General features: G+C 70.2%; 14 protein-coding genes and 1 tRNA gene. 4 read left to right on the plus strand and 11 right to left on the minus strand.

The window, feature by feature from the left end:
• Positions 1-63: 63 nt before the first annotated feature.
• The 6 genes from thrB to QOM21_RS12305 all read right to left on the minus strand — a co-directional run bounded on the left by thrB (position 64) and on the right by QOM21_RS12305 (position 7,285).
• Positions 64-981 carry a homoserine kinase gene (gene thrB, locus QOM21_RS12280; protein WP_407549946.1) on the minus strand — a complete coding sequence of 306 codons (918 nt, stop codon included), beginning with the start codon at positions 979-981 and terminating at the stop codon, positions 64-66.
• A 352-nt stretch (positions 982-1,333) separates the two neighbouring features.
• Entirely contained in the window at positions 1,334-2,419 is a 1,086-nt protein-coding gene (thrC, locus tag QOM21_RS12285) for a threonine synthase (RefSeq protein ID WP_407549947.1), read from the minus strand.
• A gap of 8 nt (positions 2,420-2,427) precedes the next feature.
• A complete protein-coding gene (locus tag QOM21_RS12290) occupies positions 2,428-3,720 on the minus strand; it encodes a homoserine dehydrogenase (protein ID WP_407549948.1) in 1,293 nt (430 codons plus the stop codon).
• A gap of 139 nt (positions 3,721-3,859) precedes the next feature.
• Positions 3,860-5,251, minus strand: coding sequence for a diaminopimelate decarboxylase (gene lysA / locus QOM21_RS12295; protein WP_407549949.1), 1,392 nt, complete (start codon positions 5,249-5,251; stop codon positions 3,860-3,862).
• A gap of 24 nt (positions 5,252-5,275) precedes the next feature.
• The gene (nrtL, locus tag QOM21_RS12300; protein WP_407549950.1) at positions 5,276-6,481 is read right to left on the minus strand and encodes an ArgS-related anticodon-binding protein NrtL; all 1,206 of its coding nucleotides are present in this window, start codon (positions 6,479-6,481) and stop codon (positions 5,276-5,278) included.
• 312 nt (positions 6,482-6,793) lie between these two features.
• Positions 6,794-7,285 (minus strand): response regulator, encoded by a 492-nt coding sequence (locus QOM21_RS12305; RefSeq protein ID WP_407549951.1) that lies wholly within the window; start codon positions 7,283-7,285, stop codon positions 6,794-6,796.
• Positions 7,286-7,518: 233 nt separating this feature from the next.
• Here QOM21_RS12305 and QOM21_RS12310 point away from each other — a divergent pair.
• Positions 7,519-7,590, plus strand: a tRNA-Arg gene (locus QOM21_RS12310).
• 204 nt (positions 7,591-7,794) lie between these two features.
• Here the strand turns inward: QOM21_RS12310 and QOM21_RS12315 are convergent.
• Positions 7,795-8,142, minus strand: coding sequence for a VOC family protein (locus QOM21_RS12315; protein WP_407549952.1), 348 nt, complete (start codon positions 8,140-8,142; stop codon positions 7,795-7,797).
• 242 nt (positions 8,143-8,384) lie between these two features.
• Between QOM21_RS12315 and QOM21_RS12320 the strand changes: the two genes are divergently transcribed.
• Positions 8,385-8,753: a VOC family protein gene (locus tag QOM21_RS12320; RefSeq protein WP_407549953.1), complete on the plus strand. Its 369-nt coding sequence runs from the start codon at positions 8,385-8,387 to the stop codon at positions 8,751-8,753.
• A gap of 40 nt (positions 8,754-8,793) precedes the next feature.
• Here the strand turns inward: QOM21_RS12320 and QOM21_RS12325 are convergent, their stop codons facing one another.
• Both QOM21_RS12325 and QOM21_RS12330 read right to left on the minus strand, forming a co-directional pair.
• Positions 8,794-9,570: an enoyl-CoA hydratase/isomerase family protein gene (locus QOM21_RS12325; protein WP_407549954.1), complete on the minus strand. Its 777-nt coding sequence runs from the start codon at positions 9,568-9,570 to the stop codon at positions 8,794-8,796.
• Positions 9,567-10,793 (minus strand): CaiB/BaiF CoA transferase family protein, encoded by a 1,227-nt coding sequence (locus QOM21_RS12330; RefSeq protein ID WP_407549955.1) that lies wholly within the window; start codon positions 10,791-10,793, stop codon positions 9,567-9,569. Before QOM21_RS12330 ends, QOM21_RS12325 begins: the two co-directional genes overlap by 4 nt.
• A 162-nt stretch (positions 10,794-10,955) precedes the next feature.
• On the opposite strand from QOM21_RS12330, the gene QOM21_RS12335 reads away from it, so the two are divergent.
• A complete protein-coding gene (locus tag QOM21_RS12335; protein WP_407549956.1) occupies positions 10,956-11,669 on the plus strand; it encodes a FadR/GntR family transcriptional regulator in 714 nt (237 codons plus the stop codon).
• Between the two features lie 94 nt (positions 11,670-11,763).
• Here QOM21_RS12335 and QOM21_RS12340 read toward each other — a convergent pair whose 3' ends face one another.
• Both QOM21_RS12340 and QOM21_RS12345 read right to left on the minus strand, forming a co-directional pair.
• Positions 11,764-13,173, minus strand: a complete 1,410-nt coding sequence (locus tag QOM21_RS12340; RefSeq protein ID WP_407549957.1) for an SLC13 family permease — start codon at positions 13,171-13,173, stop codon at positions 11,764-11,766.
• Positions 13,174-13,793: 620 nt separating this feature from the next.
• Complete coding sequence (locus QOM21_RS12345) at positions 13,794-15,080, minus strand: cytochrome P450 (protein WP_407549958.1); 1,287 nt, start codon at positions 15,078-15,080, stop codon at positions 13,794-13,796.
• An 865-nt stretch (positions 15,081-15,945) separates the two neighbouring features.
• Between QOM21_RS12345 and QOM21_RS12350 the strand changes: the two genes are divergently transcribed.
• Positions 15,946-16,293, plus strand: coding sequence for an SH3 domain-containing protein (locus QOM21_RS12350; RefSeq protein WP_407549959.1), 348 nt, complete (start codon positions 15,946-15,948; stop codon positions 16,291-16,293).
• The last annotated feature ends 64 nt before the right edge of the window (positions 16,294-16,357 follow it).

Below are 16,357 nucleotides of genomic sequence, written 5' to 3' on the forward strand. Positions count from 1 at the left end.
ACTTGAGGTTAACACTACCGGATCCAACAAACATTCCCCCTCTCGAAGACCGGCAATCGTCGATCACCCGGCGAGCGGCAGTACGCAGGTACCTGCCGCGTCGAGGGTCAGCCGATTGGCCGCCCACCCCTCTCCCGCCAGCGCCGCGACCTTGTCGGCCGCTGCTTCCTCGACCAGCGCGAGCACCGTCGGGCCCGCACCGGAGATGACTGCGGGGACGCCGTCCGAGCGCAGTCGGTTCACCAGGCTCACGCTCTCCGACATCGCGGGGGCGCGGTACTCCTGGTGAAGTCGGTCCTCGGTCGCGGCGAGCAGCAGCTCGGGGCGCCTGGTCAGGGCCTCGACGAGCAGTGCGGCGCGACCGGCGTTGGCCGCTGCGTCCACATGCGGGACGGTGCGCGGCAGCAGTCCGCGGGCGGTCTCGGTGAGCACCGGCTTTCCGGGCACGAAGACCACCGGAACGATGGAATCAGCGGGATCCATCCGGATGGCCCGGGCGGTGCCGGTGTCCATCCAGGCGAGGGTGAATCCGCCCATCAGGCAGGCGGCGACATTGTCGGGGTGGCCCTCGATCTCGGTGGCCAGCTCCAGCAGCGCGGTGTCGTCGAGCTTCTGCTCGCCGCCTATCGTCACGGCGCGGGCGGCGACGATGCCGGCGCAGATGGCGGCCGAGGAGGAGCCCAGGCCGCGGCCGTGCGGGATGCGGTTGGCGCAGACGATCTCCAGGCCGCGCGGCTGCCCGCCGAGCAGCTCGAAGGCGGTGCGCAGGGAGCGTACGAGCAGGTGGCTCTCGTCGCGCGGGAGGGTCTCGGCCCCCTCACCTGCGATGTCGACGTGCAGACCGGAGTCGGCGACGCGCACCACGACATCGTCGTACAGGCCCAGGGAAAGACCCAGGGCATCGAAGCCGGGACCGAGGTTGGCGCTGGTAGCGGGGGTGCGCACCCGGACGGCGGCGGCGCGGAACGCGGGACCGGCCATCGCTCGATGACTCTCCTTGATTGATGCTGCGGTACTGCCCCTGAGCACCGCGGCACCGAGGTGCCCGGCCGGCTCATGGGGTCCGTTCTGACCTGCCCTGCACACCACTGCGTTATGCCGTGGGGAGGGGAGTTGACTGCCAGCCTATCGAAGGAAGGTTCTGTGGCGACATAGGGCGCACAGGAGGCGCACGATGCGTGTCGCGCGCCATCCCATGCCCCGAGGACGCCTTTGCAGCCTTTGCAGTCTTTGCAGGCGCTGCCCGTTGCTCCGCACGGGGGGGGCGACGGGACGATGACCGTCCCGTACGCCGTATCCGTTGCGGCGCACCGGGCGCGCCGGACCGCGTGTGTTACGCGAGGCCGAGCCGCTCGGCGGCGGCGTCGGCGTCGATCGGGACCGTGACCGGCTGCGGCGCTCCGGCCACCGCCCAGTCCGGGTCCTTGAGGCCGTTGCCGGTGACCGTGCAGACGATCCGCTGGCCCGGATCGACCTTGCCCTCCTCGGCCGCCTTGAGCAGACCGGCGACCGAAGCGGCCGACGCGGGCTCCACGAAGACACCCTCCTGGGCGGCCAGAAGGCGGTACGCCGCAAGGATTTGACGGTCCGTCACGTCATCGATGAAGCCGCCCGACTCGTCCCGCGCCTGCTCGGCGAACGACCAGGAGGCGGGGTTGCCGATGCGGATCGCGGTGGCGATGGTGTGCGGGTCCTTGACGATCTCGCCGCGCACGATCGGCGCGCTGCCGGACGCCTGGAAGCCCCACATGCGCGGGGTGCGCGAGGAGATGCCGTCGGCGGCGTACTCCTTGTAGCCCCGCCAGTACGCCGTGATGTTGCCGGCGTTGCCGACCGGCAGCACGTGGATGTCGGGCGCGTCGCGCAGCATGTCGACGATTTCGAAGGCGGCGGTCTTCTGGCCCTCGATGCGCACCGGGTTAACCGAGTTCACAAGTGCGACCGGGTACTTCTCGGAAAGACCCCGGGCGAGCGTCAGGCAGTCGTCGAAATTGCCGTCGATCTGCAGGATCTTCGCGCCGTGGACCAGCGCCTGGCCCATCTTGCCGAGCGCGATCTTGCCCTGCGGGACGAGCACGGCGCAGACCATGCCGGCGCGCACCGCGTAGGCGGCGGCCGAGGCGGAGGTGTTGCCGGTGGAGGCGCAGATGACCGCCTTGGCGCCCTCCTCCTTCGCCCGGGTGATCGCCATCGTCATCCCGCGGTCCTTGAAGGATCCGGTGGGGTTGGCACCCTCGACCTTGAGGTGCACCTCGCAGCCGGTGCGCTCGGAGAGCACCTGGGCCGGCACGAGGGGCGTGCCGCCCTCCCGGAGGGTGACCGCCTCGGTCGTGTCGCTGACCGGCAGCCGGTCACGGTATTCCTCGATGATTCCGCGCCACTGGCTGCTCGCCGTGGTCACAGTGGAATTGGCAGACATGGGTTCCTTTACTCCCCTTCGACCCGCATGATGCTGGCGACACCGCGGACGGTGTCCAGCTCGCGCAGTGCCCCGACGGTCGACGACAGGGCCGCGTCGGCCGCTCGGTGGGTGACGACGACGAGGGATGCCTCGCCGTCCTTGCCCTGCTGACGGACCGTATCGATCGATACGCCGTGTTCGGCGAAGACCGTGGCCACCTGCGCAAGAACGCCGGGCTTGTCGGCCACGTCGAGACTGATGTGGTACCGCGTGACGACCTCGCCCATGGGGCTGACCGGCAGCCGCGTGTATGCGGACTCCCCCGGTCCGGTGGCGCCGGCGAGCTTGTTGCGGCAGACCGCGACGAGGTCGCCGAGAACGGCGGAGGCGGTCGGCGAGCCGCCCGCACCCGGCCCGTAGAACATCAGCTGGCCCGCGGCGTCGGACTCGATGAAGACCGCGTTGTATGCCTCGCGGACCGAGGCCAGCGGGTGGCTGAGCGGGATCATCGCGGGGTGCACGCGGGCGGTGACGGACGCGCCGTCCGCGGCCCGCTCGCAGATGGCGAGCAGCTTGACCGTGCAGCCCATCCGCTGGGCGGACGCGATGTCGGCGGCGGTGACCTCGGTGATGCCCTCGCGGTGCACATCGTCGAGGCGCACACGGGTGTGGAAGGCGATACCGGCCAGGATCGCGGCCTTCGCGGCGGCGTCGAAGCCCTCGACGTCGGCGGTCGGGTCGGCCTCGGCGTATCCGAGCGCGGTGGCCTCGTCCAGCGCCTCGCTGTAGCCGGCCCCGCTGCCGTCCATCTTGTCGAGGATGAAGTTGGTGGTGCCGTTCACGATGCCGAGGACGCGGTTGACCTTGTCGCCGGCCAGCGACTCGCGCAGCGGCCGCACCAGCGGGATCGCCCCGGCGACCGCGGCCTCGTAGTAGAGGTCCGCGTCGTGCTGCTGGGCCGCGGCGTGCAGCGCGGCACCGTCCGCGGCCACCAGGGCCTTGTTGGCGGACACCACGCTGGCGCCGTGCTCGAAGGCGGTGGTGATCAGCCCCCGCGCCGGCTCGATGCCGCCGATGACCTCGACGACGACGTCGATGTCGCCCCGTTTGACCAGGGCCGTCGCGTCGGTGGTGACCAGCTCGGCCGGGACGCCGTCGCGCACCTTGTCGGGGCGGCGGACGGCGATGCCGGCCAGCTCCACCGGCGCACCGATGCGCGCGGCGAGGTCGTCGGCGTGCGTCGTCATGATGCGCGCCACCTCTGAGCCGACAACACCACAGCCCAGCAGCGCCACCTTCAGCGGACGCGTACGCATCATTCGACCTCTGCTTTTCATCGATCCAGCGGTTTTCATGCTTGCTAATGCACCAGTCTCACGCACCGGAAGGCCATTTCCGTCCGTCGTCCAGATGCCGAGACATTTATTTCATCCGGGGCCGTGCCCCGTGGATCCGGCCCTAGCCGACATCCAATCGCAGGAGATCTTCCTCCGTCTCGCGGCGGACGATCACCCTGGCAGCACCGTCCTTGACCGCCACGACCGGCGGCCGCAGCGCGTGGTTGTAGTTGTTCGCCATGGACCGGCAGTACGCCCCCGTGGCCGGCACCGCGAGCAGGTCCCCCGGCGCCACATCGGCCGGCAGGAACGCGTCGCGGACGACGATGTCGCCGCTCTCGCAGTGCTTGCCGACCACCCGCGAGAGCATCGGCTCGGCGTCGGAGGTACGGGAGGCCAGCGTGACGCTGTATTCCGCGTCGTACAAGGCCGTGCGGATGTTGTCCGACATCCCGCCGTCCACGGACACGTACGTCCGCAGCCCCTCCAGCTCCTTGACCGTCCCCACCTCGTACAGCGTGAAGGCCGTCGGACCGACGATCGCACGCCCCGGCTCGACCGAAAGGCGGGGGACGGCCAGCCCGGCGGACTCGCACTCCTTGCGCACGATGTCGCCGAGCGCCTTCGCGATCTCGTGCGGCTCACGCGGGTCGTCGTCGGAGGTGTAGGCGATGCCGAGGCCGCCACCGAGGTCGATCTCCGGCAGCTCGACGCCGTGCTCGTCGCGCACCTCGGTCAGCAGCTGCACGACGCGGCGGGCGGACACCTCGAAACCGGCCATGTCGAAGATCTGCGAGCCGATGTGCGAGTGGATGCCGATGAGCTCCAGGCCGTCCAGCTTCAGCACCCGCCGCACGGCCTCCGCGGCCTGCCCGTCGGCCAGCGCGATACCGAACTTCTGGTCCTCGTGGGCGGTCGCGATGAACTCGTGCGTGTGCGCCTCGACGCCGACCGTGACCCGGATCTGCACCCGCTGCCGCTTGCCCAGCCGGTCGGCGATGTGCGCCACCCGCACGATCTCCTGGAAGGAGTCCAGCACGATCCGCCCGACCCCGGCCTCGACGGCCCGGGTGATCTCTTCGGTGCTCTTGTTGTTGCCGTGCAGCGCGATCCGCTCGGCCGGCATCCCCGCCGCGAGCGCGGTGGCCAGCTCGCCACCGGAGCAGACGTCGAGATTCAGCCCTTCCTCGCTCAGCCAGCGCACGACGGCACGGGAGAGGAACGCCTTGCCCGCGTAGAAAACGTCGGCCCCCGGCCCGAAGGCGTCCTTCCAGGCACGGCAGCGCGCCCGGAAGTCGTCCTCGTCCAGGAAGTAGGCCGGCGTGCCGAACTCCTCGGCGAGCGCGGAGACGTCGAGCCCGCCGACGGTCACCGCGCCGTCGGCGTTGCGCCGGACGGTACGGGACCACACACGCGGGTCGAGAGTGTTGAGGTTCGAGGGCGGACCGGCGTAGTGGCCCTCGGGCAGCACATCGGCGTGACGGGGCCCTGCGGGGTGGGCGGAACGGCTCATGACGGTGAAGATCCCCTCAAGGGTTCAGAGGTGTTCGGGCACGGAGATGCCGAGCAGACGCAGGCCGTTGGCGAGCACCGTCCCGGTGGCCTCGGCAAGGGCCAGACGGGCGCGGTGAACGGCCAAGGGTTTCTGCTCCCCGACCGGCAGCGGCGGACACGCGTCATGCCACCGGAAGAACGCATCGGCCGTCCCCTCCAGATGCCGCACCAGCCGGTCCGGCGCCCGATACCGCGCAGCGGCCTCGACGACGGAGGGATAGGTGGCGAGGAGGGTGTGCAGGGCTTGGGTGGTGGTGGCGGGGGTCGCGGAGGGCGACGCGGCGAGCGGGTGCGGGGCCGTGTGCGAGGCCGTGGCTGGCGACGTGGGTGCGGCGGGCTCCAGCACCTCCCCCGGCTCGCTCCCGAAGCCCAGGTCCCCCGCGTTGCACAGCAGCGCACGCGTTCTGGCGTACGCGTACTGCACCCGGAACCGCGGATTCTCCTCGCGCTGGACCGGCCGCTCGGGCATCCGCACCGGGTCGTGCGCCGCGGGCCGCAGCAGAGCCCAGCGCACCTCATCGGCTCCCAGGCGCGCGACCAGCCCGGCGAACTCGTCCTCATCCGCGGCACCTCGACCGCCGACGACCGCGCCCTCGGGCACCCCTTGCGCGGCGGGCACACGCACCCCGGCAGCAGCCGCAATCCGCTCGCCCGCCTCCGCCACAACAAGCCCACGAGCTCCTGCGCCACCCCGCCCACCGGCCGAGCGCACACCGGGCTCCCGGGGCTCGTACGACTCTCGGGGCTCATGCGCGTCGTGTGGCCCATGCGCGTCGTGGGGACCGTGCGCGTCCTGGGACTCATCGGGCCCATGGGGCTCCCCGGGCATCGCGCCCGGCCGCGGGCCGCGGTCCCCGTACGACGCGCCCTGCGCAAGTACTTCCCGGACGAGCGCGGCCTGCGCCCCGCCGCCCAGGGTGAAGTTCAAAAAGCCGGGCCCTGCGACCTCCACACGGGCGATCCCGGTGCTCCCGACCAGCCGCCTCCGCAGAATCTCGGCGACCTCACGCGCCGGCTTGCCCGCCGGCTTGGCGAGCTGCAACGCGACGTTCGAGGCGTAGTCCCCACACCCGGGCCGCGGCGGCGGCTGCACCACGATCCGTGCCGGCACGGGCACGGAGAGCTCCTGCTCGTCCACCGCGCCACGCACGGAGCGCAGGACGGTACGGGAGAGCTCAGCGGGGGTCACGAGACAAGCGTATGGGAGAAGGGGGGCACCCACGCGACCCGGTTTCGCCCTGTGGACATCCCGCCCCACCGCCACACCCACGGCCCGGACCACCGAGAACGCCCCCAACGCCCCGACGCACTCAAGGCCGTGCCCCGGTCACCCACTACCCACTCGGCCACGAGCACGGGCCGACAGAGACGGCCCCTACTAATCCCGGCACCCCAGAGTCACACCAGGGACGCGGACCACACCAGGGACGCGGGCCACAGGGCCAGAAGGGGCGAGCCCCCTCCCCAGCCCGGCGGCCGCCCCTCCGGGAGGCGGCCCCGCTCAAGCCCCGGGCTGCGGCGCAGGCTCCGCATCGCCGCCGGCGTCGACCATCCCGCTCTCCGTCGCGTCCACGGTCACCTCAGGGGCCCGACCCTCGGAGCCAAGATCCCGGCGACGCCCCTCGGCGGCAAGGGTCCGCACCGTCCGCACGAGCTCACTCGGCTCGAAGGGCTTCGCGAGGAAGGCATCCACCCCCACGGTCTCGCCGCCGTCCACCTCGACCGGGGTGCAGGCACTGACGATGGCGATGGGGATGTCCCACGTCCGCGGGTCGGAGCGCAGCCGCGCCGCGGTGTGCAGACCGTTGAGCCGCGGCATCACGACATCGAGGGTCACCACATCAGGTCTCACGTGGTGCACGACATCCAGACATTCGGCACCATCAGCCGCGGTCACGACCTCGAAGCCCTCCAGCTCGAGGTTGACCCTGATCAACTGCCGGATCACCTTGTTGTCATCGACAACAAGGATCCGACCGGACAAGCCAGGCACACCATGAGACTAGGGGCGCACCTGCGGCTGCGTCCCGGTTTTGCCCACTTCCGCCCCCATGCGAGGGACCTTTCCCCGACCACCGCCGACCCGCTCCCCACATGCGCTAAGGCCACCCCCACGCCCTCCTCACCCACGCCTCATCCGGTCCCGCATCCCCCTCAAAACCCTGTTCATGGACACCCCGTCAGAGCTGGTAGGGTTCTACCCGTCGCCGCACAACACGGCGCAACGCCCCCGTAGCTCAGGGGATAGAGCAACGGCCTCCGGAGCCGTGTGCGCAGGTTCGAATCCTGCCGGGGGCACTCCAGCAAGAACAGCGTGAAATACCCGCTGACCTGCTGAAGTGCCAGACTTTGAGAGCCGGGCCCAGTTCCACTGGGTCCGGCTCTTTGTCGTTGTGTCCTGCCTCGCGCCTCGTAGCCCCGGGGTGCCATTCGCGTTTCCTGGAGGGCCTCAATCCCGTAATCCACGGCGGTGTTGATCGCCGAGTCGTGGCGAGGCCCGGGCTACGACACCGGGTTCTCGATGAGTGTGATGCGGTTGCCGTCGGGGTCGTGGACGGCGGCGAACCGTACGTTCTGGCCGCCCGGCTGGACCTCGCCGGCCGTGATGCCGCGGGCGGCGAGGTCCGTCAAGGTCCGGTCCAGGTCGTCCACCACGAGGTTGAGCAGGGTCGCTCCGGCATGCTCGGCTGACTGGAAGACCTGGACCCAGCCGGACGGTGCGACGTGCCAGTCGGCGAGCCCGGGCATCGGCCTCTTGTCAGCAGGACGTCCCAGGAGCTGCTCGTACCAAGCCACCGCGGAGTCGATGTCACGCACCGGGGCGACCGCGAGAACCTGTGTGAAGCCCATGGCGCCATCCTTTCGCCGGGAACGCTCTGCACGTGCCTCTAGGACTACGCGTATAGGCCCCCCGGCGCGCGGACAACTCATCGCGGCGCCCGTGGTCGTTTGTGGCCTGCCGGACGACCCGGCTGCGGGAGTGTTCGTCCGGGGGGACGATGGCAGTGGTGGTGGCTGGTGCAGCCCACCCGTCGGCACAGCATTCCTGTGGGCGCCGGCAGCTGCGTCCCCTAACTGCGCGAGGCACGGTCATGGTGAGCAAACCGACCTTCTTCGAACTGGGCGTCGCCGATCCCGAGCGTGGTCGGGCCTTCTACGGGGCCTTGTTCGGCTGGGCCTTCGAGCCTGGGCCGACGGGTGGCGGGTTTGCGATCACCACCGATGGCCTGCCGGGCGGCATGCACGGCGGCGACAAGGGCGCCTCGCCCTATCTCTTCTTCCGGGTCGACGACATGGACGCCGCAGTCGCCAGGGTGACCGAGCTGGGCGGCACCGTCGAAGACCTCGGTGAGAAAGGCGAGGAGGACGAGGAGACGGTCGCCCGGTTCGGCCGCTTCAAGCTGTGTCGCGATGACCAGGGCTCGGCCTTTGGCCTGCATCAGCCGCCCGAAGGCCGTTAGTCCTGATGGGGGGGGCGGAGGGTGCGTACCCCCGCCCGGGTCAGCCCAGGAAGGTCGCGATGCCGAGCCGGAAGTCGTCCAGGGAGACCGCCGGCCGGTCGTTGTGCCTGGTGGCGTCCCGTATCGGTGCGAGGGTCGCGGATACAGCGCTCTTCACGGCGCGCACCGCGGCCGGCGGCTGTTCGGCGATACGGCCGACGGTGCGTTGGGTGAACGTGGTCAGCATGGTGCCGGGAAGGTGCCAGTCGGCGAGTCCGGCCTTCACGGCGGCGGGACCGTCCAACAACCGCCCGGTGTAGAGGAGTTGGCGAGTGGTCGACGGTCCTGCCAGGGCGACCATGCGTGCCGCGAAGGACGGGCTGGCCATGATTCCCAGGCGTGCGATCGGCATCCCCAGGCGGGCCGAGTCGGCGATGAAGCGCAGGTCGCAGGCCAGGGCGAGTTGGCAGCCTGCGCCGGCGGCGACGCCGTGGATCTCGGCGACCACGGGAACGGGGCATTCCTCCACGGCGCGGAACGCCGCCTCCATGCGGGCGAAGGAGTCCTCTATCGTCTCCGGCTCCGCGTCCGGCCACTCGGTCATGTCCGACCCGGCGCAGAAGGTGTCGCCCCGCCCCCGGACGATGACCGCCCGTACGGCGTCGTTGTCGCCGAGTTCCCGGATGGAGCGCTCCACCTGCGTCCAGCCCTCGCCGGTCAGGGCGTTGCGCTTGGCTCCGCTGCCGAGGGTGATCTCGGCGATCGGCCCGTCGGCGCGTGCTTCGACGAGCGGGGGCGTGTGCGCGGGCGGATCGGCGTGCTGGAGTTCGGCCGTCATCGTGCCGCTCCCCGCGTCCGCAGGTCGGCGATCCCGGCGGCGTCCACACCCAGCGCGGCCAGGATGTCGTCGGTGTGTTCGCCGTGCCGGGGCGGGGCGGTGCGGACCTGCGGGGGGCTGGCGGACAGTTTGACCGGCGAGGCCACGGTGCGCACGGTGCCTGCGGTGGTGTGCTCGCTCTCGGCGACCATGCCGCGGGCGACGACCTGCGGGTGGGCCAGCGCCTGGTCGACGGTGTTGATGCGGCCTGCCGGCACGCCCGCCTTCGCCAGCACCTCGGTCCACTCGGCTGCGCCGCGGGCCGCGAGGGCTTCCTCGATGAGGGGCAGCAGCTCGTCACGGTGGCGCACGCGATCGGGATTGGTGGCGTACCGGGCGTCCTCCACCAGGTCGCCGAGCCCGACCGCCGGGGCGAATCGGCGCCACAGACCGTCGTTGCCCACCGCGATCATGATGTGGCCGTCGGCGGTGGGGAACGCCTGGTACGGGACGATCGTCGGATGCGCCGAGCCGTAGCGGCCCGGTACCCGGCCGGTGGCGAAGTAGCCGGAGGAGATGTAGGTGAGCCAGGCAATCTGGCCGTCCAGGAGCGAGACGTCCACCCACTGGCCGTGGCCGGTCCGCTTCCGCTCGTGCAGGGCGGCGAGTATCCCGATCGTGGCCCACATCCCGGCGGTCAGGTCCGCGCCGGCGACCCCGAACCGCACGGGAGGCCCGTCCGGCTCACCGGTCACGCTCATCATCCCGGACAGGGCCTGGGCGATCGCGTCGTATCCGGGCTCCTCCCGGTACGGCCCGGTCTGCCCGTAACCGCTGATGGAGGCATAGACGATGCCGGGGTTGCCGGCGGAGACGTCCTCGTAGCCGAGGCCGAGCCGGGCCGCCGTCCCCGGCCGGAAGTTCTCGACGATGACGTCGGCGGTGCGGGCCAGCTCGGCCACCAGCTCCCGGCACTCGGGGTCCTTGAGGTCGACCGCGAGGCTGCGCTTGTTGCGGTTGACGCTGAGGAAGTACGCGGCCTGGTCGCCCTGGTACGGGGGAGCCCATGCGCGGGTGTCGTCCCCGGCCCGGTGGTCCTCGATCTTGATCACGTCCGCACCGAGATCGGCCAGGGTCATCGTGGCGAACGGGCCGGACATGATCCGCGAGAGATCGAGTACGCGGAGCCCGGACAGGGCACCGTCGTGCGCCAGCCAGCTCGCGGGCCGTGCTGATGTGTCCATGAGGGTTCTGCCTCCAGGTACCGGAAGGGGATGAGCGGCCCGAAAGGGGTGGACTGGATAATTGGCTGGGTGGCTCACTGGAAAAGTGGATAGGCCACTTAGCCATTAGGCCGCTCGCGGCGCATCCTGTTATGTTTGCCGTTGGCCTGTCAAGGGGGTTGGGTGTCCACTTCTGATTCGCTGCGTCCGGTAACCCGGTCACGCCTGTACGAGCAAGTGGTCGCCCAGTTGCGGGAGTACGCCGAGACGGCCGGGCTCAAGCGCGGGGACCGGCTCCCGTCCGAGCGGGACCTCGCCGAGCGGCTGGGCGTCAGCCGGGCGTCGATCAAGCAGGCCATCGTGGTGCTCGAAGTGCAGCAGCTGGTGGAGATCCGCCACGGCGGCGGGACCTTCCTGCGCCGGGACAGCCTCAGTGCCGAACCGGTCGACGTCCTGGTCGAGCGGCGTCGCCGGCTGCCCGATGTTCTCGACGCCCGCGAGGCACTGGAGACGAAGCTGGCCGAGCTCGCCGCGCGACGCCGGACCGCGGACGACCTCGCCGCCATCGATGCCGCTCTGGAGACCATGCGCGCCGAGGTCGAGAGCGGCACCCTGGGCGAGGAGGGCGACCGGCTGTTCCATGCCGCCGTGACGGCCGCCGCGCACAGCGACCTCCTGGCCGAATTCATGCGCGAGATCGCCGAGCAGATCGCCGAGAGCCGCCACGAGTCGCTGCAGCAGCCCGACCGCCCCGCGCAGTCGCTCGCCCAGCACGCGCGGATCGCCGATGCCATCCACACGGAGGACCCCGAGGCGGCCGTGGCCGCCATGCGCGACCACCTGGAGACGGTGCGCACGGTGCGGCTGCTGAACTGGAAGCCTGACGCGGACAGTTGAGGGCAGGGGCCTGCTCGCGTGACGCGCGCGAGGTCGCGGCCGCGTTGCCAGGGTGCCGACCGGCCGGTCCGCGCCGGGCTCCGAAGAGGAGCCGTCAGCCCAGGTTCGGGACCACGAAGGCGAGCCACATGGCCAGAGGCACCACGGCCACGATCACGCCGCCGTAAGCGAGCAACCGCCGGTAGAACACCTCCCGGTCGACCCCCTTTGCGTTGGCCATGACGATCGCGCCGTTCGTGGAGAACGGGCTGACGTCGACCACCGTGGCTGACACGGCCAGTGCGGTGACCATGCCGATCGCTCCGATACTGCCCTGCAGAAGGAAGGGCACGGACAGGGGGATGAGGGCCCCCATCAGAGCGGTGGAGGAGGCGAAGGCCGACACGATGGCGCCGATGTAGCACAGCAGCAGCGCCGCCAGCAGTGGGATGCCGACGCCCGCGACCGCCTTGCCCGCGTAGTCGATGGTGCCCATCTCTTCAAGCACACCGACGTACGTCAGCACGCCGCAGATGAGCAGCACGGTGGGCCAGGCGACTTCGGAAGGGGCCTTGCGGCCGGCCTTCGGCGAGATCACGCTCAGGACGACGGCGACGGTGATCGCCACCAGGCCGACGTTCAGGTCGAAGGCCAGGGTGCTCACGGCCAACGCCGCCAGGCCGAGCAGTGTCAGGCCCCGGTCCCGGTCGAGGGTCACGGCTTCGGGCTCGCGGACGGCAGCATCGGAATCTTCGGCAGCTTCGATGGCTGCGTCGGCTCCCTCGACTTCTGACCGCGCCGGGATGACACCACCGGGGCCTCCCGCCCTCCCCTGCGTCCCACCCGCACCGCCAAGGGACACGGCACCTGCCGAGGACATCTCGCGGTCGCGGATCTCGGCCGCCGTGCTCCGGCCGGCGCGCGCCAGCCGCAGACCGCCGAGGAGGACGAACACGACACCGGCGATCAGGGTGTTGACCACGAGGCTTCCGAGGAAGAGCACCAGCGGGCTGCCGGGCAGGTGGTACTTGTCGACGACGCCGTTGACGATCGTGCCGTAGATGCTGATCGGCGAGAAGGACCCGGCCTGGGTGCCGTGCACCACCATCGTGCCCATCAGCAACGGGTTGATCCGGTAACGGGCCGCGAGGCCGAGGGCGATGGGCGCCACGATCGCGCAGGCGGCCGGGCTGACCGCGCCGATCGCGGTGAGCAGCGCACCGATGCCGAACATCATCCAGGGGATGAGCGCGATCCGGCCCCCGACCAGCCGCACCGCGCGGTGCACCAGCCAATCCGTCGTGCCGTTGGCCCGGGCGATGGCGAAGAGATACGTGACGCCGACGAGCACCACGAACAGGTCACCGGGGAACCCCGCGAAGATGTCGTCCTCGGAGAGGCCGCCCACCAGTCTCCCGACCAGGAAGGCGGCGGCGAACGCCAGCACGCCCATGTTGATCGACAGCAGCGTGGCGACCGCGAAGGCGATCGCCAGTACCGCGATGGACATCAACTCGGGTGACATCTTGCCTCCTTGAACTCCCCTGCGGGCCGCTCCTTCGGGCGGCCCGCAGCAGGCATACAGAGCGGCTCCCCGTGGACGTCCTCCACGGATTGGCCCAGTGGCCTGACCACATTGATGTCGCGGAAGGGTGAAGTCAATGGGTGGGGAACGGCGGAGTCGACGGGGCGAAGGGCCTGCTCCTCGTGGCTCCCGCCGCCGGACTTGGCCGCGTTGTGCGCCTGCCACGTACCGCTCTCGCTTACCCGACCAGGGCAAGGGGTCGGCTCCTCACCACGGCGAGCGGGTCCGTTCCTCACCGCAGATCGGCCGTCAGGCCGTCCTTGGTCACGGCAATGCCCTTCGGCACCTCGACCCTGAACTCGGCGCCGCAAAAGCGATACCGCTGCATCCGGGCTCGATGTCGAGGGTGTCGCCGCTGAGGTCGGCGGACCCCGAGCTGCGGCTACGCGGCCTGGGTGATCGTCCGTTGCTGGTCGGATTGCGCTGTACGGCAGCGTCGTTGGAGTGTGCTCCCGGCCCTCGCGGCGCCTGCGCCCAGATCCCCTCGCCCCACAAACGAAGACCGGGCACTCGGCCGGATGGCCAGGTGCCCGGTCAGGGGGTGAGGGGGCTGGGGGTGGTCAGCCGTCGAGGCGGACCGGCAGGGAATCGATTCCGTAGACGATCGACAGCTTTCGGAATTCCAGCTCCTCCGGTTCGACGACCAGCCGCATATTGGGGAACCTTCGCACAAGTGCCGGATAGGCGGCCCGCAGTTCCATGCGGGCCAACTCCGCGCCGACGCAACGATGTATTCCGTAGCCGAACGCGAGGTGCGAGGGGACATTGCGCGCGGGGTCGAACTGCTCCATCTCCGGCCCCAGTTTGCCGTCCCGGTCCGCGCCGCTCAGAGAGCACAGCACCACATCCCCGGTGGCGATGTGCACGCCCCCGATCTCCAGGTCCTCGCGCGCGAAGCGCGGGAACGCGACCTGCACGACGGTGAGGTAGCGCAGCAGCTCCTCGACATAGCGGTCGACGACCTCGTCGCCGTCGTTCAGGGCCGCGAAATGCTTCGGGTCCTGAAGGAGGACCAGGGTGCCGAGGGCCAGCATGCTGGCCGTGGTCTCGAAGCCGCCGGTCAGCACGCCGTCGGCCAGGCCGGCGAGCTCCTCGTCGCTGACCGACTCGCCGTGCTCCTTGACGATCATGCCGAGCAGGCCGTCACCGGGGTTCTCGCGCTGCTTCTTGACGATGTCCCGGAAATAGGAAAGGGATTCCGATATGGCGCCGAAGGATGCGTTGGCCCCGCTGAAAAGGTCGAAACGTGCGGCGCTGAGCCGCTCGAAATCCGCCCGGTCCTCATAGGGCACGCCGAGCAGTTCACAAATAACCAAAGAAGGAATGGGCAGCGCAAAGGAGTGGACAATGTCCACCGGGTCGCCGTTCTTTCCGGCCTCTTCCATCGCGTCGAGGCGCTCCTCGACGATCTCGTGAATGCGCGGCGTCAGCCGGCCGAGCCGGCGCATGGTGAATTCGGGGGTGAGCAGGCGGCGCAGGCGGGTGTGCACGGGCGGGTCGGCGAACCCGAGGCCGCCGGGATTCTGCTCCGCACCGGCCCCCGCCTTGCCGACGAGATTGGTGAAGTCGGAGCTGAAGGCGTGGGCCTTGCCGAGTACCGCCTTGACCTCGTCGTAGCCGGTGACCAGCCAGACGTTGGCGGCTATGGGTACGGGAAGCCGGCTGATGGGCTCCTTCTCCCGGACGGTCGCCAGGTCGTCCACAGGGTCGAGTCCCTCGCGCCGCAGCGGCATCAGGACAGACTCGGGCAAGAAAGACATTCGAGACAGGTCGAAGCCTTTCTTCTGTGTTCTCGCCAGATACAAACGGCCGGCCCAGGCGATGATCCGGGAACGGAGAGTCGTCATGACGCTAATACTGCCTTTCGTCGAGGGGGACGGTCCCCCGCGCTCGGCGGCCCCAGAGGGCCGAGAGCAGCACGGGACCTCCACTCGGCGTGCACGGATGTGACATACGCCATAGCCCCTCGCTCGCGGCGGTCATGGCTCAGGTCCATGCCATCGACCGGTGTTCGGTCGTCCGCTTCTGCGTGACGAGCTCGGCCTTCTTCCTTTTGTTCGGACCGAGTTTACAAACTGCCATTGACCTCGTTCGCAGAACAACCCTGGACCGCCCCTGGGAAGACCCTGAAGCTGCCCTGACAGCGCCCTACGACTTGGCCGCCGGGCCGCATACCGCCCGGCACTTCCCCCGCGCCCCTTCCCGCGCTTCCCCCGTAACACCGCGCACCACCGCGCCGTCGCGGCGGTGCAGTTGCGCCGCACCGGCCGCCTCGGCCCCCCACTGACGGCCGCGACCCTCGGTCCGCAGGCGCTGCCGTCCCCTCGGGATCGCGGGTGGCGAATGTCTCTCGCCTATATCTCGCCCACGGACCCCGCGGCAGTTCCGCCCGGACGGCCGCAATTTCGCGACCGCGGGGGCCGGCGGGCGCACCGCCCCCCGCCGGTAAGCGGCACCCCTCCCGCCCGCCTCCCCCTCACCCCGTCCCGTCATTGCGGAAAGTGACGAGTTGCAGACCCTCCGCAGCCTCCTTAGCGTGAGGTCAGCGAGCCAGGCAAAACGCAACAAAGCGTCACAAGAGCCGCACTCGCAGCCGGGCTGGGGCGCTGGCATCGCGCTCACGCACCACGCAGCTCCCTCACCGTCCGTCCTTCGACACCCGGCGCCCCCACTCTCATTCCACAGGGATTCTCCCTTCGCAGGAGGAAGCACATGTTCCCGAAGTCGACGTCCGGCAAGCTCACCCTCTGCGTCCTGACGGGCGCCCTGACCACTGCCGTCGCGGCCGGCCCGGCTCTCGCCGCCGACAGTGGTGGCGGACACGCCCCTTACAAGGGCCGCGTCATCGCCAAGACGGGCCTGCTGGTCCGCTCCGGCCCGAGCACTCACCACAGGGTGGTCGGCTCCAACCCGTACGGCAAGATCGTGCACATCGTGTGCAAGGTGAACGGCGAGAACGTCAACGGCAACCCCCGTTGGTACAAGCTCAGCGACGGTTCGTGGGCCTGGTCCTCCGCGCGCTACATCGTGAACATCGGGAAGGCTCCCCGCTGGTGCTGATCCGGGCGGCAGGAGGGTGACCCACGCCCGTACGCCCCGGCCACCGCGCGTGGTCCGGGGCGTA

It is taken from the genome of Streptomyces sp. Pv4-95 (assembly GCF_045782725.1).
GTDB lineage: Bacteria > Actinomycetota > Actinomycetes > Streptomycetales > Streptomycetaceae > Streptomyces.